Annotated in this window: 15 protein-coding genes; 12 read left to right on the forward strand and 3 right to left on the reverse strand. The window is 68.5% G+C overall.

Annotated features, from left to right (window positions below; translation table 11 throughout):
* Positions 1-208: 208 nt before the first annotated feature.
* The 4 genes from otsB to DPR14_RS20740 are packed head-to-tail and all read left to right on the forward strand — an operon-like array spanning position 209 to position 5,244.
* Positions 209-973, forward strand: a complete 765-nt coding sequence (otsB, locus tag DPR14_RS20725) for a trehalose-phosphatase (RefSeq protein ID WP_211103840.1) — start codon at positions 209-211, stop codon at positions 971-973.
* Positions 963-2,837, forward strand: a complete 1,875-nt coding sequence (locus tag DPR14_RS20730; RefSeq protein ID WP_246148399.1) for a glycoside hydrolase family 15 protein — start codon at positions 963-965, stop codon at positions 2,835-2,837. Before otsB ends, DPR14_RS20730 begins: the two co-directional genes overlap by 11 nt.
* A complete protein-coding gene (gene otsA / locus DPR14_RS20735; RefSeq protein WP_158046830.1) occupies positions 2,834-4,231 on the forward strand; it encodes an alpha,alpha-trehalose-phosphate synthase (UDP-forming) in 1,398 nt (465 codons plus the stop codon). The genes DPR14_RS20730 and otsA overlap by 4 nt, the downstream gene beginning before the upstream one ends.
* Before the next feature lie 53 nt (positions 4,232-4,284).
* Positions 4,285-5,244, forward strand: a complete 960-nt coding sequence (locus DPR14_RS20740) for a glucokinase (RefSeq protein ID WP_158046831.1) — start codon at positions 4,285-4,287, stop codon at positions 5,242-5,244.
* A 170-nt stretch (positions 5,245-5,414) separates the two neighbouring features.
* Here DPR14_RS20740 and DPR14_RS20745 read toward each other — a convergent pair whose 3' ends face one another.
* Complete coding sequence (locus DPR14_RS20745) at positions 5,415-6,875, reverse strand: phospholipase D-like domain-containing protein (RefSeq protein ID WP_158046832.1); 1,461 nt, start codon at positions 6,873-6,875, stop codon at positions 5,415-5,417.
* A gap of 257 nt (positions 6,876-7,132) precedes the next feature.
* Here DPR14_RS20745 and DPR14_RS20750 point away from each other — a divergent pair, with 257 nt between their 5' ends.
* The 4 genes from DPR14_RS20750 to DPR14_RS20765 all read left to right on the forward strand — a co-directional run bounded on the left by DPR14_RS20750 (position 7,133) and on the right by DPR14_RS20765 (position 12,659).
* Positions 7,133-7,657 carry a (2Fe-2S)-binding protein gene (locus DPR14_RS20750; protein ID WP_158048273.1) on the forward strand — a complete coding sequence of 175 codons (525 nt, stop codon included), beginning with the start codon at positions 7,133-7,135 and terminating at the stop codon, positions 7,655-7,657.
* Complete coding sequence (locus tag DPR14_RS20755) at positions 7,654-8,670, forward strand: FAD binding domain-containing protein (RefSeq protein WP_158046833.1); 1,017 nt, start codon at positions 7,654-7,656, stop codon at positions 8,668-8,670. The genes DPR14_RS20750 and DPR14_RS20755 overlap by 4 nt, the downstream gene beginning before the upstream one ends.
* An 11-nt stretch (positions 8,671-8,681) precedes the next feature.
* Positions 8,682-10,958, forward strand: coding sequence for a xanthine dehydrogenase family protein molybdopterin-binding subunit (locus DPR14_RS20760; RefSeq protein WP_158046834.1), 2,277 nt, complete (start codon positions 8,682-8,684; stop codon positions 10,956-10,958).
* 702 nt (positions 10,959-11,660) lie between these two features.
* A complete protein-coding gene (locus tag DPR14_RS20765; RefSeq protein WP_158043700.1) occupies positions 11,661-12,659 on the forward strand; it encodes an IS110 family RNA-guided transposase in 999 nt (332 codons plus the stop codon).
* Between the two features lie 417 nt (positions 12,660-13,076).
* Here DPR14_RS20765 and DPR14_RS20770 read toward each other — a convergent pair whose 3' ends face one another.
* Positions 13,077-13,523, reverse strand: a complete 447-nt coding sequence (locus DPR14_RS20770; protein WP_158046835.1) for a hypothetical protein — start codon at positions 13,521-13,523, stop codon at positions 13,077-13,079.
* On the opposite strand from DPR14_RS20770, the gene DPR14_RS20775 reads away from it, so the two are divergent.
* A complete protein-coding gene (locus DPR14_RS20775) occupies positions 13,504-14,067 on the forward strand; it encodes a DUF1003 domain-containing protein (protein ID WP_158046836.1) in 564 nt (187 codons plus the stop codon). The genes DPR14_RS20770 and DPR14_RS20775 overlap by 20 nt on opposite strands.
* Positions 14,068-14,100: 33 nt before the next feature.
* Here DPR14_RS20775 and DPR14_RS20780 read toward each other — a convergent pair whose 3' ends face one another.
* Positions 14,101-15,252 (reverse strand): TIGR03364 family FAD-dependent oxidoreductase, encoded by a 1,152-nt coding sequence (locus DPR14_RS20780; RefSeq protein ID WP_246148401.1) that lies wholly within the window; start codon positions 15,250-15,252, stop codon positions 14,101-14,103.
* Positions 15,253-15,656: 404 nt separating this feature from the next.
* Between DPR14_RS20780 and DPR14_RS28385 the strand changes: the two genes are divergently transcribed.
* The 3 genes from DPR14_RS28385 (at position 15,657) to DPR14_RS20795 (ending at position 19,192) form a co-directional block, all read left to right on the forward strand.
* Complete coding sequence (locus DPR14_RS28385) at positions 15,657-16,295, forward strand: acyltransferase (RefSeq protein WP_158046837.1); 639 nt, start codon at positions 15,657-15,659, stop codon at positions 16,293-16,295.
* Positions 16,296-16,457: 162 nt separating this feature from the next.
* A complete protein-coding gene (locus DPR14_RS20790; RefSeq protein WP_158046838.1) occupies positions 16,458-17,534 on the forward strand; it encodes a glycosyltransferase family 2 protein in 1,077 nt (358 codons plus the stop codon).
* A gap of 14 nt (positions 17,535-17,548) precedes the next feature.
* Positions 17,549-19,192, forward strand: a complete 1,644-nt coding sequence (locus DPR14_RS20795; RefSeq protein WP_158046839.1) for a glycosyltransferase family 39 protein — start codon at positions 17,549-17,551, stop codon at positions 19,190-19,192.

A 19,192-nucleotide genomic window follows, 5' to 3' on the forward strand; every position in this document is an offset into this window, starting at 1 on the left:
AAGGTATGACCACTTCACTGTATCACAAGGTCGCACTGCGGGAAAATTTCGGATTCTGACGGCGTCCGGCAGGGCACCGCGGTGCCGCTGGCCGTTTTCTTCGGCACCGCGTCGACCCACGGCACCGTTTCATGCGTTAACCCAGGGGTGGACGCGCGGAGCGATGGCTCCGGGCGCCCCCTCCCATTCAACGAGGCAGGCAGCAAGCATGGACGACAAGACGACGCACCCCATGACCGAAGTGCCGGCTCCATCGCCCGATTGGGCGCTCTTCCTGGACTTCGACGGCACCCTGGTGGAGATCGCCGCCCAGCCCGACGGCGTCCTGGTGGCGCCCGGCCTGCCGGATCTCCTGACCCGCTTGCACGAGGCGCTCGGCGGCGCGGTGGCCCTGGTCAGCGGGCGCGGCCTCGACGACATCGACCGCCTGCTCGGACGCCTGCCGCTCGCCGCGGCCGGCCAGCACGGGTTGGAAAGGCGCGACGCGGAAGGCCGGCGCGTGACCGCGACGATCGACCGCACGGCGCTGGCCGGGATATCGGAAAGCCTTGCGGAATTCGTGGCATCCCACCCGGGCACGCGGCTGGAGCCCAAGGGCATGACCGTGGCTCTCCATTTCCGCAACGCGCCCGAGGCGGAAGCCGACGCCCGGGCGGCGACGGCCGCCCTGATGGAACGCTTCGGCGACGGCTTCCACGTGCAGGAGGGCAAGATGGTCCTGGAGGTGAAGCCGAAGGGCTCGACCAAGGGGACGGTGGTCGAACAGCTGCTGACCGAGGCGCCGTTCGCCGGGCGCATCCCCGTGTTCGTCGGCGACGATGTGACCGACGAGGACGGTTTCCGTGTGGTCAACGCCCATGGCGGCCTATCGATCCAGATCGGCACCCGCCTGCCGACCGAGGCGCGGGTCCGCATTCCGTCGGTGCCCGACCTTCACCGCTGGCTGGCCGACATTGCCGACCGTGTCCGCTGAGCGCCCCGGCCGAGCGATGGACGACCTCAACCTGGCCCTGATCGGCAATTGCAGCTTCACCGCCCTGCTCGACACGAAGGCCCGCATCGTCTGGTCCTGCCTGCCGCGTCCGGACGGCGACCCGGTCTTCTCCAGCCTGCTCAACGGTAATCCCGGCGGCGGTCCCGCCGGGGAGCGCGCGTGCCCCGAGTGGGGTTTCTACGAGATCGAGTTGCTGGGCTGCGTGGGCTCGGAACAGCGCTACCTGCCCAACACGGCCGTGGTGGAAACCGTCCTCCACGACGGCAACGGATCCGCGATCGAGATCACCGACTTCGCGCCGCGCCACAAGCACCATGACAGGTCGTACCGGCCGGCCACGATCGTCCGTCTGGTCCGGGCGCTGCGGGGAACACCGCGGATCGTGATCCGGGTCCGTCCGCGGTTCGACTATGGCGAGGTGGCGCCGGAGATCACCCGCGGCAGCAACCATATCCGCTACGTCTCGGCGGACAAGGTGCTTCGCCTGACCACCGCGGCACCGATCGCCTATATCCTGGACGAGACGCCGTTCGTGCTGGACGAACCGGTCACGCTGATCCTCGGCCCGGACGAGCCCCTGCGCGCGCCGATCGACGAGAGCGGGCGGCGGCTGCTCGACATGACGCGCGACTACTGGCGGCAGTACGTCCGCTCGCTGGCGCTTCCCTTCGAGTGGCAGGACGCGGTGATCCGCGCCGCCATCACCTTGAAGATATGCACCTTCGAGGAGACCGGCGCGGTCATCGCGGCGGTTACCACCTCGATCCCGGAGGCGCCGGGCACGATACGCAATTGGGACTACCGGTATTGCTGGGTCCGGGACGCTTATTTCGTGATCCAGGCGCTCAACAGCCTGGGCGTGACCATAACCATGGAGAACTACCTCCACTACATCACCAACATCGTGGCCGGCGCCTCCAAGGGCGCGCTTCAGCCGGTCTACGGCATCGCGCAGGAGATGCGGCTGGTCGAGCGCACGGCCCCCGGCCTCGCCGGCTACCGGGGCATGGGGCCGGTCCGGGTCGGCAACGAGGCCTACGCCCAGCTTCAGAACGACAGCTACGGCGCCGTGATCCTGGCCTCGGCGCAGGCCTTCTTCGACCGGCGTCTGGCCCGGCCGGGCGGCATCGACCTGTTCCGGCGGTTGGAGCTGCTGGGCGAGCAGGCGGTCATGCTCTACGACAAGCCGGACGCCGGCCTGTGGGAGCTGCGCACCACCGAGCACGTCCATACCTTCTCCTCGGTGATGTGCTGGGCCGCCTGCGACCGGCTGGCCCGGATCGCCTGCCAGCTGCGGCTCGACGAACGCGCGGTCTACTGGCGGGAGCATGCCGACGGGATCCGGGAGACCGTCCTGGAGCGGGCCTGGAACCCGAAGCTGAACAGTTTCGTGGACGCCTACCGGGGCGGCGACGGCTTCGACCATGCCGACCGCGAAGGGATCGGCAAGATCGACGCCAGCCTGTTGCTGATGCACGAACTGCGCTTCATCGAGGCGCGCGATCCCCGCTTCCTCGGCACCCTGGCGGCGATCGAAAACACGCTCAAGCGGGGTAGCATGCTCTACAGGTACGTCGCAGCGGATGATTTCGGCTATCCTGAGACCGCCTTCACCATCTGCACCTTCTGGTACATCGACGCCCTCGCGGCGATCGGCCGGAAGGACGAGGCGCGGACCTTGTTCGAACAGATGCTGTCCCACCGCAACCATGTGGGACTGCTGTCGGAGGACATCGACCCGGCCACCGGCGAGCTATGGGGCAACTATCCCCAGACCTACTCGATGGTCGGCCTGATCAATTCGGCCATGCGGCTGAGCAAACCCTGGGAGGAAGCGTTTTGAGCAGACTGGTCGTGGTGTCGAACCGGGTCGCCCCGATCGACGAGGGCAAGCAGTCGGCCGGCGGGCTCGCCGTCGCCGTGCTGGCCGCCCTCAAGAAGACGGGCGGCATCTGGTTCGGCTGGAGCGGCGACGTCGTCGCGGCGCCGCCGTCCGCCCCCAGCCTGACGCCGGTCGGTCGCCTGACCTATGCGACCCTGGACCTGGCGAAGCGGGACTACGAGGAATACTACAACGGCTACGCCAACTCGACGCTGTGGCCGCTGTTCCACTTCCGGCTCGGGCTGACCAACTTCAGCCGGCGCAACTATGCGGGCTACCAGCGGGTCAACAGCCTGTTCGCCTCCAAGCTGGCGCCCCTGCTGGAGCCGGACGACATGGTCTGGGTCCACGACTACCACCTGATCCCGTTCGCCGAGCAGCTCCGCATGATCGGGATGAAGCACCGCATGGGCTTTTTCCTGCATACGCCGTTCCCGGCGCCCGAGATCCTGGTGGCGCTGCCCAACCACGAGGACCTGGTGAGGGCGCTGTGCGCCTACGACGTGGTCGGCTTCCACACGCTGTGCGACCTGCGCTGCTTCATCAACTATATCCGGTTCGAGGCGCGCGGCACGGTGACCGACCGGGGGCCGGGCGAGGGCTACTACATCAAGGCGTTCGGCCGCACCCTGGTGGCCCGATCCTTCCCGATCAGCATCGATACCGAGCCGCTGGTGGCCCTGGCGGCGCAGGCGGCCAACACCCGCCAGACCGAGCGCCTGCGGGACAGCCTGGTCGGGCGCGACCTGATCATCGGCGTCGACCGGCTGGACTATTCCAAGGGCCTGCCGCAGCGCTTCGAATCCTTCCACTGCCTGCTGGAGAACTATCCGGCGAACCGGGGCCACGTCTCGTTCCTGCAGATCGCCCCGCCGTCCCGGTCCGACGTGCCGGAATACATCGCCATCCGCAAGGAGCTGGAGACGCTGAGCGGCCACATCAACGGTCGCTTCGCCGAGTTCGACTGGGTGCCGATCCGCTACCTGAACAAGAGCTTCACCCGCCGCTCCCTGGCCGGATTCTTCCGGGTCAGCAAGGTCGGGCTGGTGACGCCGCTGCGCGACGGCATGAACCTGGTCGCCAAGGAATATGTCGCCTGCCAGGACCCGGAGGACCCCGGCGTGCTGGTCCTGTCGCGCTTCGCCGGCGCCGCCGAGGAACTGGACGCGGCGCTGATCGTCAATCCCTACGATATCGAATCGGTCGCCGACGCGCTCCAGCGCGCCCTCACCATGCCGCTGGAGGAACGCAAGCAGCGCCATGCGGACATGATGGCCGTGCTCCGGCGCAACGATATCGCCGTCTGGCGCGAGAAATTCGTCACGGCGCTGACGCGGGCGCCGTACGATAGCTGACCACGGGCCGATGCGGAGGCCATAAGGCCGGGGAAGCAGAGGGAGGGAGACTCATGACCGGAACACGCCATCTCGTCGCCGACATCGGCGCGACCAACGCCCGCTTCGGGCTGCTCGACGAGGCCGGCCGCCTGCTCCACACCCGCACCCTGCCCTGCACCGGCTATCCCACGCTGGAGGCCGCGGGCCAGGCCTATCTGGCCGCCGCCCAGCCCGACGCCCACCCGGCGGAAGGGGCCATCGCGATCGCCGGGCCGGTGACCGGCGACGTGCTGACCATGACCAACCATCCCTGGACCTTCTCGGTGCGGGACACCTGCAAGGCGCTCGGGCTCGGCCGGCTGGAGGTGGTCAACGACTTCACCGCCGTCGCCATGTCGATCCCGCTGCTGACGGAGGCCGACAGGGTCCAGGTCGGCGACGGCACCCCGGTCCCGGGCGACGTGATCGGCGTGATCGGCCCCGGCACCGGCCTAGGCGTCTCCGGTCTGGTCCAGGGTCCCGGAGGCTGGACGGCGCTCGCGGGCGAAGGCGGGCACGTGACCATGGCACCGATCTCGGATCGGGAGAGCGCCGTGCTCGACCAGCTCCGCAAGCAGTTCAACCATGTCTCGGCCGAGCGGGTGATCTCCGGCCAAGGGCTCGTCAACCTGTACGAGGCCCTGTCCCTGCTCGACCATCGCGAGCCCGAGAGCCTGACCCCCGCCGACGTCACGGGCCGCGGGCTGGACGGAAGCGACCCGACCTGCGTCGAGGCGCTGGAGATGTTCTGCGCCATGCTCGGCACCGTCGCCGGCAACCTGGCGCTGACCCTGGGCTCGCGCGGCGGCGTCTATATCGCGGGAGGCATCGTCCCGCGCCTGGGCGGCTTCTTCGCCCACTCCCGGTTCCGCAAGCGCTTCGTCGGGAAGGGCCGGCTGTGCGACTATCTCGGGCCGATACCCACATATGTCGTGACCCACGAGCTTCCGGCCTTCCTGGGGCTGAAGGCCGTGCTCGACAAGGTCGCGTAACGCTTCCCCGCCGCTGGAGCTGATCCGATGCGTTGCGCCATGGGCGCAACCTACGATCGTTGGCCCGCATCATCTCCGCACTGCGTCGCGCCGTAGGTTGCGCCCATGACGCAACGCAGTGCGCCGAGTGGAACCGCCGGCTGCGAGTTCAACATGATCAGGTACCGCCGCTAGGCCGGGTCGGACAGGCGCACCCTGGCGGGATGCCTGAGCTTCCAGGCTCGCATCAGCAGGCCGCCGCCGACCAGCAGGGCCGCGAGCATGATCGGGACGGCGACCAGGCGGGGGAAGAAGGCCGCCAGGACCGCCACCACCATCAGGATCGCCCCGGCGCCGGCCAGGACGCCGGCTTCCGCCCGGCCGACCGCCCGGCGGTTGGTCAGGGCCGCCCCCACCGTGTTGCCGATGCCGAGGCTGCCCGCCGCGACGCGGGCGGTGCTGGGCTTCTTCTGGCGGTGTCCCCGGGGGCTGCGCGGGGCGATGGCCTTGGGCCGATGCTTGACGTCGAGCACCACCTCGGTCGATTGCGCCAGGTCCTCCAGGTACATGGTCTCCATGGCCTCGGCGAAGCGGCTGTCCTCGATCGCGAGGTCCAGCTCCCAGTTGCCGATCCAGCTGGCGATGTTGAGGTTGGTCGAGCCGACCCGTGCCCAGTGGCCGTCGGCCACCGCGGTCTTGGCGTGGAGCATCGGGCCGTTCCACTCGAAGATCCGGACGCCTGCCTCCAGCAGGGGCCGGTAGCTCGCCCGCGACAGCGCCTGGGTGATCGGGATGTCGCTGATGCCGGGCACCAGAAGCCTGACGTCGACGCCGTCGCGCGCCGCCTCGCCCAGGGCCTGGATATAGGCGGTGGTACCGACGAAATAGGCGTCGGTCAGCCACAGCCGGTCCTGCACCCCGGCGGCTATCAGCAGGTCCAGGCGGTAGACGCCCATCTCCGATGGCTGGCCCTCGATCAGCCGGATCGAGACGTCGCCGGCCGACAGGGGCATACCCCGCGGCTCCCGGACCTCCAGCCGCTCCAGCGCCGGGCCCGCGGCATTCCAGCTGTGGCGGAACGCGGCTTCCAGGTCGCCCAGAACGGGGCCCTCGATCGCGACGCCGGTATCGCGCCACGGCTTCCGCCTGCCGGTCGGATCGCCGGCCCAGGCATCGCCGACACACAGGCCGGAGACGAAGCCGATCCGGCCGTCCACGGTCAGCGTCTTGCGATGGTTGCGGCTGAGCCAGCCGAGCGGGCTGTCCAGGCGCGGCGGGTTGAAGATCCGGACCTGCACGCCGGCCTGGATCAGGGTCCGGAGCATGGGTCGCGACAACTTGCGGAAGCAGCCGAGCCAATCGTACAGGAAATATATCCGGACGCCCGCGCGGGCGCGTTCCGCCAGCAGGTCCACGAAGGTGCGGCCGGTCGCGTCGTCGTAGATGATGTAGTTCTCGAACTGGATCCAGTCCCGGGCCGAGCCGATGGCCTCCAGCCAGGCGGGGTAGTTCTCGGCCCCGTTCCTGAGCAGGCGGAGACCGTTGCCCGGCACCGCCATGGCGCCCGTCACCCTCGACAGGGCTTGGCTCGCCAGCATCTGGTCCAGCGACCGCTCCTTGCGTGTCGCGGCGTGAAGCACATTCGTCCGCATTGGGGGTCTGCCGGCTCCGCGGAAAGTTTCGTCCCAGGGGTTCGTCCAGGTGGCCCGATGCCGTTCCGGACAACACCCATATGCCGCTCCGGTTGCCGCGTTTCCACCGAATCCGACGGGAAGCAGGCGTGCCGGGAACCCGGGGCCGGGACAAAAGGTTAATGTCCGAACGGCCGAATGATCTCCGCCTATCGGTCACGCCGTTCGGACGATTTCCATTCCATCGACGCTTCCAGAGGAGGTTCGCCTTGAACTCCATGCCGAGTATCGGGCCGGCAAGCGGCTCCGCACAAGCCATTCCGATCACCCTGACCATCAACGGCGAAATTCGGCACCTGAAGGTCGAACCCTGGACCAGCCTCCTCGACCTGCTGCGCGACGGTCTCGACCTGACCGGCACCAAGAAGGGATGCGACCATGGCCAGTGCGGCGCCTGCACCGTGCTGATCGACGACCGCCGCGTCAATTCCTGCCTGACCCTGGCGGTGATGCAGGACGGCGCCAGCGTCACCACGATCGAGGGCATATCCTGCGGCGCGAACCTGCACCCGGTCCAGGACGCCTTCATCGAGCATGACGCCTTCCAGTGCGGTTACTGTACGCCCGGACAGATCTGTTCGGCCGTCGGCCTGATCAAGGAAGGCAGGGCCCATACGGCCGACGAGATCCGCGAGCTGATGAGCGGCAACCTGTGCCGCTGCGGCTGTTACACGAACATCGTGACCGCGATCGAGCAGGTCGTCGGACAGGGCGGCGGCCGGATGAAGGAGGCCGCGGAATGAACCGCTTCTCCTATGCCCGCCCGAGCGACGTGGCCGAGGCCGTGCGCGAAGTGGGGTCCGATCCCCACGCCCGCTTCATCGCCGGCGGCACCAACCTGGTCGACCTGATGAAGTACAATGTCGAGCGGCCGACCCGGCTGGTCGACATCACCCGGCTGCCGCTGGACCGGATCGAGAATTCCTCCGGCGGCGGGCTGAAGATCGGCGCCCTGGTGCCCAACGCCGACCTGGCCTACGACCCGCAGGTCTCCAGGCGCTATCCGCTGCTGACGGCTTCGATCCTGGCCGGCGCCTCGCCTCAGCTGCGCAACATGGCGTCGACCGGCGGCAACCTGCTCCAGCGAACCCGCTGCCTGTATTTCTACGATACCGGCACGCCCTGCAATAAGCGCGAGCCGGGCAGCGGCTGCTCGGCGATCAACGGTGTCAACCGGATCAACGCGATCCTGGGCACCAGCGACAAATGCATCGCGACCCATCCCTCCGACATGTGCGTCGGATTGGCGGCGCTGGCGGCGAAGGTCCACGTGGCAGGGCCGGACGGCGAGCGGGTGATCCCCATGGCCGATTTCCACCGGCTGCCGGGCGACGAGCCGGAGCGCGACAGCAACCTGGGCCCGCGCGAGCTGATCGTCGCGGTCGAACTGCCGGACGAGGACTTCTCCGGCAACTACACGTACCTGAAGCTGCGCGACCGGCTGTCCTACGCCTTCGCGCTGGTGTCCGTCGCGGCGGCGCTCCGCCTCGACGGCGGCCGGATCGCGGAAGCCAGGATCGCCCTGGGGGGCGTCGCCCACAAGCCGTGGCGAGACACCTCGGCGGAAGACCTGCTGCGCGGCAAGGCGCCGGAGGAAGCCGTCTTCAGGCAGGCCGCGGACCATATCCTGCGCGACGCCAAGGGCTTCGGCCACAACGACTTCAAGATCGACCTGGGACGCCGCGCCATCGTGCGGGCTCTGGCCCAGGCCGCGGCGGGAACGCCGCAGACCCAGATCGACAAGCGGATCCAGTGAGGCGAGACGGCATGACCAGCAACATCCAGGACTTCCGCCGCCCCGAGGGCGGGCGTTACGTCGGCTCGGCCCAGCGCCGGATCGACGGCCGGCTGAAGGTGACCGGCGGAGCCAAGTATGCCGGCGAGTTCCCGACGCCCGGCCTGACCTTCGGCTACGTGATCTCGTCCGAGATCGCCCACGGCCGGATCACCCGCATCGACACCTCGGCCGCCGAGGCGGTCCCCGGCGTCATCAAGGTGCTCACCCACCTGAACCGGCCGAAGATCGCCGACGAGGACAAGAAGTATCAGGACCAGACCGCCCCTCCGGGCTCGCCCATGCGGGCGCTGGGCGACGACAAGATCGCCTATAGCGGCCAGCCGATCGGGCTGGTCGTGGCGGAGACGTTCGAACTGGCCCGTTATGCCGCCACCCTGGTGGAGATCGGGTACGAGAGCTGGCCGCACAAGTCGGACCTGAAGGCCGAGCGCGCCGCCGCCTACGAGCCCAAGGAGAAGCGGAACGGCATCGCCCCGGCCCCGCCGCCGCGCGGCGACGTGGATGCCGCCTTCGCCAAGGCGCCGGTCCGGTTCGAGAACGAGTACCGGGTCGCGGTGGAGCACCACAACCCGATGGAGCCCCACGCCTCCACGGTGGTCTGGGGCGACGGCGGCAAGCTGACCATCTACGACAAGACCCAGGGCGTCCAGAACTCCCAGAACTACGTCACCGGCGTGTTCGGGCTGAAGAAGGAGGACGTCCGGGTCATCTCGCCCTTCGTCGGCGGCGCCTTCGGCTCCGGCCTGCGGCCGCAATACCAGCTCTACCTGGCGGTGATGGCGGCGCTGGACCTGAAGCGGTCGGTCCGGGTGGTGCTGACCCGCGACCAGATGTTCACCTTCGTCCACCGGCCGGACACCATCCAGACGCTGGCGGTGGCGGCCGGCAAGGACGGCAAGCTCCAGGGCATCCGGCACGACGCGGTGGCCGAGACCTCGACCTTCGAGGATTACCAGGAGGTGGTCGTCAACTGGTCGGGCCTGCTCTACGACTGTCCAAATACCAAGCTCACCTACGAGCTTGCGAAGATGAACACCTACACGCCCGGCGACATGCGCGCGCCGGGCGCCACGCTGGGCGTCTTCGCGCTGGAATCGGCGATGGACGAGCTGGCCTACGCGACCGGCGTGGATCCCGTCGATCTCCGTCTGAAGAACTATGCCGAGAAGGACGAGAACGAGGGCAAGCCGTTCAGCAGCAAGGAGCTTCGGGCCTGCTACGCGAAGGCCGCCGAGCGCTTCGGCTGGTCGAAGCGGAACCCGAAGCCCCGCTCGATGCGGGAGGGCCGGGAGCTGATCGGCTGGGGCATGGCGACCGGGGTCTGGGAAGCCATGATGATGCAGACCAGCGCGCGGGCCATCCTGAAGGCCGACGGCACGCTGGAGGTCGCGACCGCCACCGCCGATATCGGGACCGGCACCTATACCATCCTGGCCCAGCTCGGCGCCGATGCGCTGGGGGTTCCGATCGAGGCCGTGACGGTCAAGATCGGCGACAGCTCGCTTCCGAAGTCGCCGGTCGAGGGCGGGTCCTGGGCCGCGGCGTCGGCCGGCACCGCCGTCCAGGCCGCCTGCTACACCGTGCGCGAGAAGCTGTTCAACGCGGCCCGCACGGCCGAGGGCTCGCCGCTCGCCAATTTCAGCATCGACCGCGTCGTGTTCGGGAACGGGCGGATCTCGGTGGACGGCGACCCGAAGCGCTTCGTGACCCTGGCCGACGCCCTGGCGGCCAGCGGACAGGCCGAGATCTCGGCCGAGGAGACGACCCAGCCCGATCCGGAGACCAAGAAGAAATACTCGGGCTACACCCACTCCGCGATCTTCGCCGAGGTTCGGATCGACGAGGAGCTCGGCGTGATCCGCCTGACGCGCATCGTCAACGCGGTGGCCGCCGGCAAGATCCTGAACACGAAGACCGCCCGCAGCCAGATCCTGGGCGGCGTCGTGTTCGGCATCGGCATGGCGCTCCATGAGGAGAGCCTGATGGACAAGGAGCTGGGCCGCTTCATGAACCACAACATCGCCGAGTACCATATCCCGGCCCATGCCGACGTCCGGGACATCGACGTGATCTTCGTGGACGAGCACGACGACAAGGCGAGCCCGATCGGCGTGAAGGGCCTGGGCGAGATCGGCATCGTCGGCACGGCGGCGGCGATCGCCAACGCCGTGTACCACGCCACCGGCCGCCGCATCCGGCACCTGCCGATCACGATCGACAAGGTGATGGGCGCGGGAGAGGCGTAAGCTCGGACGCCGGGGGGTAGGATGGTGCGGCCATCCCGCCCCCCCGGGTTATGGACGCGAATGTCATCAATCGTGCGCAGGGGCCGGGGTGGGTGTCGCCGGGCAGCATGACTGTCCGGCATGGCCGTTCCCCAGCGGCCGTTGGAAGCTGCTCCCTTGCGCGGGCTCGAGCGCGCGCGGTCCGTCCTGCCCCACCGGGGAAAGGTCATCATTCGTCATCCCCCGGCGCGACGAATACGTATTCACTTTTCGAAGATCCCGCCGCGGCACGGCGCGACCATGATCGCACGGAAGTATTAAGGATAGTTTTCCCAGGCGTTCTTCCGGCGCACCCTGCCGGCACATTCCTTCACTCGATCATCTTTCCGGTCCAGCGGTCTTGGCCGATCCAGAATGGGCACCGAGGACAGGTCTGCCCCTCATTAGAGCTGTGCCCGATCAGGTCGATCCGCCCGGAGCAGCCGAACCGATGCGTTGGGCCATGGGCCCAACCTTGTCTTTTGGTGACGTTGTATAGAGGTTTTGTCGGGGGGAACCGGGTGCCCCGTCAGGAGCACCCGGTTCACGGGGTCAGGACACTGAGCCCAACCAAGGTTAGGCACCGCACGTAGCAGAGTGCCTGCCCCGAGCCCTCGGCGTTTCTCGCACAGTTGCCAGGCGCCGTGCTTTTGGCCGGACGCCGCAGACAAGGACGAGTTCACCATGTCTTGCCAATCCTACTGCATCGGGATCGATGCCTCCAAAGCCTATCTTGACACCTGCGGCGTGCCGGGCCGCGGCGCGTGGCGCCTTCCCAACACGGCCGAGGGCCACACCGCCCTCGCGACGGTGCTGGGCGCGCTGCGCGCGGGCGGCGACGAGGTGCTGGTCATGATGGAAGCGTCGGGCGGCTGCGAGCGCGAACTGCACCACGCCCTGGCCCGGGCCGATGTGCCGGTCGCCGTCGTCAATCCCAAGTGGGCGCGTGACTTCGCCCGCTCGACCGGCCAGCTGGCGAAGACCGACCGGGTCGACGCCCGGATGCTCCAGGCCTTCGGCGAGGCCACCCGTCCCCGCCCGACGCCGGTCCCGGAGCCGTTGCGCGCCGAGTTGATCGAGATGCTCGACTACCGCGACCAGATCCTGGCCGAGATCGTCGCGCGCGGCCATCAGCTCAAGCACCTGCGCGGCGACTTCATGCGCCGGCGCGCCGAGACGGCGCTGGAAGCGCTGCGCACCGAGGCCGACACCCTGGCCTGGATGATCGAGGCGAAGCTGAACGACGACCCGGGGTTGCGGCAGCGGGCCGCCCTGCTGCGCAGCTTCCCCGGGGTCGGGCCGCTGAGCGCGGCCATGCTGGTGGTCCACATGCCCGAGTTGGGCAGCCTGACCGGCCGGCAGGCGGCCAGCCTGGCCGGCCTGGCGCCGTTCGCCCGCGACAGCGGCACCCTGCGCGGGGTGCGCACGATCTTCGGCGGCCGGGCCAAGGTGCGCCGGGCGTTGTTCCACGTCGGCCGGGTCGGCCTGCGCCACAACGCCACGCTCAAGGCCTTCTATGACAGCCTGAAGGGACGCGGCAAGCCGGGCAAGGTGGCGCTGGTCGCCTGCATGCGCAAGGCGCTGGTGATCCTCAACGCCCTGCTCCGGACGGGCCGGCCCTGGGTGGCGGAGTACGCCGCCGACGGGCCGCCGGCCGAAGCCGCCTCCGCCACGGCATCCTGAGCCCCATCCCTTTGTTCGACCGGCGGCACCATCCCTCCGTCCCGACCTGAGGGTCCAGCGGGCGGCGGGCGGAGCGGCGGTCAAGGAGGGCCGAAGGCCACCGCGGAGCGGCGCGCAGCGTCCTTGATGGCCGCTCCGCCCGCCGCCCGCTGGACCGAGGTGGGGGCGGCCAAGAGCACGTCCGACAACCGCCGCGGCAAACCGCTGACGGCGGCGTCTTCCCGTGACCATGCATGCTGCTTGAAGTTGTATATCCACACCCAACGATGCGGCTCACAAAAACAGTTGCTACGATCGACAGCCCGTATCACCTCCGCCCTGCATCGAACCGAAGTTGGGCCCATGGCCCAACGCAACGCGGCGAGTGGAACGGCAGGCTGCGTGGACCGGAGCGGTTCAACCTGATCGGACACAGCTCTAGTCGATGGTTTCCCCATGCGGGCAGCCGATGATCCTGTAGGTCACGATGACGGTGAGACCTCCGGATTGCTGAATGAACTCCGGGATTTCAGTGACGATATTCGGGTCGGTCCTGACAACCCGGTCGTCCGATAGCCATCGGTGCATCAAATGAGGCTCGTGCCCCTCGGCCAGGACGATCGCGACGGTGGCTTTCGATGCCCTCCGGTCGTCGGGGCCATAGCAGGCGACCGTCGCGACGGGAAAACCGTGGAAACCCTTCCGGGCCTTCTTGCCAAGCCGCTTCACGGCCTGCCCTTTGAGCATCCAAAAGCTCACGCGATGTTTCGGCTCCCAGTCGACTATAGAGTCTTTGAGGCTGCCCGGACTCCTTCGTCCTTCTGCGTAAGGAACGGTCGGGCGGCGTGATCCGGAGAGGAACGGCATGGCGGTCCAGGATGACAAGGTCGGCACTTCCAAGGCGAACGGCGTCAGGGCGCACCTGACGGACGAGGAGCACCGGCTGCTGTCCCGGCTGCGGCACCGCAAGCCGGCGCGCAACCCTCCGGCCGGGGAACCCGGGCCGGAGTTGGGGGGCAGGCTGGCGGACCGGGTCGCCAGCGTCGTCGGTTCCTGGCGTTTCATCATCGTACAGTCGGCGGCCCTGTCCCTCTGGATCGTCGCCAACCTGTTCGCCTGGTGGAGCGCCTGGGACCCGTATCCCTTCATCCTGCTGAACCTGGTGCTGTCGTTTCAGGCTGCCTTCACGGCGCCGGTGATCCTGATGAGCCAGAACCGCCAGGGCACCATCGACCGGATGAACGCTCAGCACGATTACGAGGTCAATACCAAGGCCGAGTTGGAGATCGAACTGCTGCACCAGAAGATCGACCTGCTGCGCGAGCAGGAGATCGCCTTGCTGCTGAAGATGGTGAGCCGGTTCGAGCAGCGGATGGAGGCGATGCAGGAGCGGGGCGAGGTCGGCAGGACGGACGGCCCGACCGGGTAAGGGCGCGCGTGTGCCGGGGTGCCGGACGCGGCGTCAGGAGGCCTGCGCATCCCCGAACAGTTCGGCCACCGCCTCCTCGCCGATGGCGAAAGCGGTGCTCATGCCGGTTCCGCTGGAAACGACGGAGAGGCGCACCGCCGGATCGGGAGCGTCGATGAAGGCGGTTTCCGTAGGAGACGACGGGTAGCAGCCGAGCCAGCGTTCGGTCACGGTCATGTCGGGAATGTCGAGCGTTTCCGCCGCGTGCCGCAGGATGATGCCGTCAATCCCGGCGGGGGCGAAAGGATCGGGCGTCGGGTCGTAGTGATGGCTGTCGCCGACCACCAGCGAGCCGTCGGCGCCCTGGACGACGATCAGGTGGATACCGTTCTCAAGCGCGTCCCCCGCCTCGGCTTCCAGGCGCGCCTTGAGCGCCGGCACGCCGGGCAGGTCGGTAAAGCCTTCGTAGCGCACCAGGCTGAGATCCTGCATCACCGATCCCGGCAGGCGCCACCCGGCCGGCTGCGGCGCGAGGCGCAGCATGTGGAGCTTGCTCTGGGTGAGGCCGCGCCTCGCCAGGGTTTCGGGGAAGAGGGACAGCAGGTCCCCGCCGGGGCAGACGGCGACGCGGGATGCCGTGATGCGTCCGGCGGTGGTGTCCACGACGGCGACACCGGCCGCGCCGGTCTCGACGCCGCGCGCCTGGACGCCCCAGAGGAAATCGACGCCATGGGCGGAGGCCAGGAAGGCGCCCAGTTTCGGCAGGGCTTCGCGCGGCTCGACCCGCAACTCGTGGGGGCTCCACAAGGCGCCCCGGATGCCCGGACGGACCATCGGCAGGGTCCGCGCCGCCTCCGCGGGATCGAGCAGGCGGCACCCCTCCCCCATGGTTCCGCCGGCGAACTGTTCGAGGACCGCCATGGCCTCGGGCCGGTGGGCGACGACCGCGGTCCCCCGGTGCAGGACGGGAATGCCTGCCAGGGGCGCCACCTCGGCCCAGATGTCGCGGCTGCGGCGCGCCCGGTTCCAGGTGACGCCGGCACGCTGCCCGGTGACCGTCACGAAACCGAAATTGCGGATCGAGGCGCCGTTGGAGCGCCGGTCACGGTCGATCACGCAGACCTTGAGGCGGCGCTTCGCGGCGGCCAGAGCATGCGCCAGCCCGACGATCCCGCCACCGATGACCGCCAGATCGTAATGCGTCACTTGACCTCTCCCGCCTCGAAGCTCGCCACACCCATGCGCCCTGGGACCGGGCGATGACCGCGGACAGGAGAATCCGACAACGGACGCGGTTCGGCCACTGGTTTTTTCGGTGGGATGAGAGACCCGACATCCCGGCTCAATCATCACGTCCAGAACTTTGGTGATCATACACGGCGATCTTGATCGGTCCGCCGTAGGTCGGCCTCGGCCGAAGGCCGACGCCGACAGCGTGGCCGGAGCCTTGACGCAGGGTGTCGGCGTTCGCCCTGACGGGCGAAGGCCGACCTACGCCGCCGGACCTATCGGAACCACCGTGCGGCACCGGCAGAAGCCTTCCTGGTGGCTCCGCGCCTATCCGTTATAACCCATTGCCCGGCGGCCCGAAGGCATGCTCCAAGGGCGGCATGGCGGATGATCTCGGTTTCAGGACGATGGCCAAGGCGCTGGTCGACGGCTTGTGCCTCGCGGTCGCGGCGCTGCCGGCGGGCCTGTGCCGGCTGGAGGCGCGGTTCGGCGAGCGGGGCGACCTGTTCACGCTGTTCGGGCAGGGATTCTCGGTCGTGCCGGGATTGCCGGGCAACTTCCTGCGCAGGGCCTTCGCGAGGCTGACCCTCGACGGCTGCGCGCCGGACTGCGAGATCGGATTCCTGACCTGGTTCTCCAGCCGCCACGCCCGTGTGGGACGGGGAGTTTATATCGGGCCGATGTCGGTGATCGCCGATGCCGAGATCGGCGACGGGTCGCTGGTGGCGACGCGGGTCAGCATCCTGAGCGGCAAGAAGCAGCACGGGTTCGACGCGGAGGGCCGGCTGATCCCGTTCAGCCGCGACCGCGCCGCTTTCGTCAGCATCGGCCGGAACACCTGGATCGGAGAGGGGGCGATCATCATGGCCGATGTCGGCGACGGATGCGTGGTCGCGGCGGGAGCCGTGGTGACCCGGCCGGTGCCCGCCGGACAGATCGTCGGCGGCAACCCGGCAAGGGTCATCGGAGCAGCGGATGCCACTCTCGGAAGCGAAGAAAAAGGCAGAACCATGGCATGATTCGGGTAACTAAATCTTATCTTTTTCGATAGTTAATCATAATCAGGCATATAGCTTGGTGCGTTCGGTCGTGTTATAGAGCGCGTCGGCATTACTGGAACAATCTTGGGAGCAGGCGCCAGCCTTGCCGGGGCGGCGTTAACGTTATAGGCATTTGAAACCATGTCTTCCCTGGACGCAGTGTCGCCGATCGTCGCGCAGTTCGAACCCCGTTCCACCGAGCGCGACCGGGAGGGGCGCATGCTGCTGTCCCTGGTGATCCCCTGCTACAACGAGTCGGCCAATATAGAGCCGCTGTTCGCCCGGCTGTTTCCCGTGCTGGACACCCTGCCCCTGGACTGGGAGGTAGTCTGCGTCAACGACGGCAGCCGCGACGACACCCTGGAGAGGCTGACCGCCGTCCATGACCGGGAGCCGCGGGTGCGGGTGGTCGACCTGTCCCGCAATTTCGGGAAGGAGGCGGCCCTGTCCGCCGGCCTGGCGGTGGCCGACGGCGATGCGGTCGTCCCGATGGACGCCGACCTGCAGCATCCGCCGGAGCTGCTGCCCGACCTGGTCGCCAGGTGGCGCGAGGGTTTCGACGTCGTGATCGCGATCCGCCAGGCGAGGACCGGCCAGTCGGCGGGCAACCGGCTGGGCGCGCGGGTCTTCTACTGGCTGTTCGACCGCATGTCGGAGGTGCCGCTGCCGCGCGAGGCCGGGGATTTCAGGCTGCTCGACCGTGTCGTGGTCGACGTGATCAACCGCATGCCGGAGCGTACCCGGTTCATGAAGGGCATCTTCGCCTGGGTCGGTTTCCGTCAGACGACGATCCCCTATGTCCAGGGCGAGCGCGCCAGCGGCGAGACCAAATGGGGCTTCCTGAAGCTTCTGCGCTTCTCCATGGTCGGGCTGACCGCCTTTTCCACGTTCCCGCTGAGGGTATGGGGATTGGTCGGGGCCGTCGTCTCCGGGCTGGCCTTCTGCTACATCGTGATGCGGCTGATGCGCACGGCGTTGTACGGCATCGACGTGCCCGGTTATGAATCCATCATCGTCACCGTGCTGTTCCTGGGCGGGGTCCAGCTGCTGACCCTGGGCATCATCGGCGACTATCTCGGCCGGGTCTTCGACGAGGTGAAGGGGCGGCCGCTTTACATCGTGCGCTCGATCCGCGGCAGGGCGGCGCCGTCGGCGGTGTCGCGCGGGATGGAAGCCGCGCCCGGCGCCGAGCGCATGTACCCGCGCGGCGATTCCTGACCGGTTCGCCGCCGATGACCGTCATCGATCCACGGATCCCGCAATCCGCCTTCGATCGGGTGGTCGCGGGGGTCCTGCCGAGAAGCCTGTTCGACGACCTGGCCCTGGGGCTGCTGTTCTCCCTGGGCGTCCTGATCGCCCTGACCTTTCCCAATTACGGCATCATCTGGGACGAGGAGGTGCAGCGGACCTACGGGCTCCTGCTGCTGGACTACTACGCCTCGGGGCTCCGGGACCTGTCGGCCTTCGGCTATGACAATCTCTACCTGTACGGCGGCGGCTTCGACATGGCGGCGGCCCTGCTGGAGCGGGTGTCTCCCCTGGGCGCGTACGAGACGCGGCACCTGCTCGGCGGGATGATCGGGCTGCTCGGGATGGCCGGCACCTGGCGGCTGGCGAGGCTGATCGGGGGCGAGAGGGCGGGCTTCTTCGCGCTGCTGCTGCTGGCGCTGCTGCCGGCCTATTACGGCCATATGTTCTCCAACCCCAAGGACATTCCGTTCGCCTGCGGCATGGTCTGGTGCCTTCACCTGTCGGCGCTTATCCTGCGCGAGCTGCCGCGGCCGCGCTGGGGCTTGGTCCTGGGTTTCGGCGTCGTGCTGGGCCTGACGCTGGGGACCCGCATCGGCGGCGTGCTGGCGGTCTTCTTCCTGGGGGCGGCGGTGCTGGGCCACCTGGGACGGGTCGCGCTGCTGCGCCGCGGCTTCGGTCCGGCTGCCCGGCAGGCCCTGTCCATCGCGCTGCGCCTGTCGCCGGCCCTGCCGGTCGCCTGGACGGTGATGGTCCTGGTCTGGCCCTGGGCGCACCTGGACTTCCTGAACCCGGTCCGGGCCTTCCTGAAGTTTTCCGCCTTCCCCTGGCCCAACGAGGTGCTGTACGGCGGGCGGTGGATCTCCGCGGACGACCTGCCGGCGACATACCTGCCGACCATGCTGGGGCTGCAACTGCCCGAGCTGCTGCTGGCGGGGCTAGTGGCCGCGGCCTGGTACGGGTTCCGCGCCCTGGTTCGGCCTCCCCTCGTGGCGGACGCGACCCGCCGCCTCCAGGCGGGGCTGGTGGCGCTGGCCGCCGTCTTTCCCGTGGTCTATGCGCTGGTCAGCCATCCCGTCCTGTACAACGGGTTCCGCCATTTCCTGTTCGTGCTGCCGCCCCTGGCGGTGCTGGCGGCGCTGGGATTCGACCGGCTGTGGGCGGCGGTGGCCGACAACCGGTCCCGGCTGCGCGCCCGCCTGCTGGCCCTGCCCTTCACGGCCGCCGGGGTGGCGCAGCTCTGGACCATGGCGGCGCTGCATCCGTACGAATACATCTACTACAACCGCATCGCCGGCGGAATCGCCGGAGCCGAATGGCGCTACGAGCTGGACTATTGGGGGGCCGCCCTGCGCGAGGCCGCCCTGGAGCTGGACGAATACGTGGCCAACGAGCGCGGCGGCAGGATCGGCGCCGGCGACCGGGTCCGCGTCTTCGTCTGCGGCCATCCGAACTCCGCCATGTATTTCCTGCCGCCCCAGTTCAGGCTGGTGGGGGAGCCGGAGCAGGCCGACTTCCTGGTGTCATGGACCCAGGCGGGCTGCAACTTCACCATGTTCGGGCAGGTGGTCGCGGAGGTCCGGCGCTTCGGGGTGACGCTGGCGGTGGTGAAGGACCTTCGGGAGTAG

The sequence above is a fragment of the Skermanella pratensis genome (assembly GCF_008843145.1).
In the GTDB taxonomy this organism is placed as follows: domain Bacteria; phylum Pseudomonadota; class Alphaproteobacteria; order Azospirillales; family Azospirillaceae; genus Skermanella; species Skermanella pratensis.

Coding starts and splice junctions, on each gene's coding strand:
- otsB (WP_211103840.1), top strand. CDS start 209: ATGGACGACAAGACGACGCACCCCATGACCGAAGTGCCGGCTCCATCG.
- DPR14_RS20740 (WP_158046831.1), top strand. CDS start 4,285: ATGACCGGAACACGCCATCTCGTCGCCGACATCGGCGCGACCAACGCC.
- DPR14_RS20745 (WP_158046832.1), bottom strand. CDS start 6,875: ATGCGGACGAATGTGCTTCACGCCGCGACACGCAAGGAGCGGTCGCTG.
- DPR14_RS20750 (WP_158048273.1), top strand. CDS start 7,133: ATGCCGAGTATCGGGCCGGCAAGCGGCTCCGCACAAGCCATTCCGATC.
- DPR14_RS20755 (WP_158046833.1), top strand. CDS start 7,654: ATGAACCGCTTCTCCTATGCCCGCCCGAGCGACGTGGCCGAGGCCGTG.
- DPR14_RS20760 (WP_158046834.1), top strand. CDS start 8,682: ATGACCAGCAACATCCAGGACTTCCGCCGCCCCGAGGGCGGGCGTTAC.
- DPR14_RS20765 (WP_158043700.1), top strand. CDS start 11,661: ATGTCTTGCCAATCCTACTGCATCGGGATCGATGCCTCCAAAGCCTAT.
- DPR14_RS20775 (WP_158046836.1), top strand. CDS start 13,504: ATGGCGGTCCAGGATGACAAGGTCGGCACTTCCAAGGCGAACGGCGTC.
- DPR14_RS28385 (WP_158046837.1), top strand. CDS start 15,657: ATGGCGGATGATCTCGGTTTCAGGACGATGGCCAAGGCGCTGGTCGAC.
- DPR14_RS20790 (WP_158046838.1), top strand. CDS start 16,458: ATGTCTTCCCTGGACGCAGTGTCGCCGATCGTCGCGCAGTTCGAACCC.
- DPR14_RS20795 (WP_158046839.1), top strand. CDS start 17,549: ATGACCGTCATCGATCCACGGATCCCGCAATCCGCCTTCGATCGGGTG.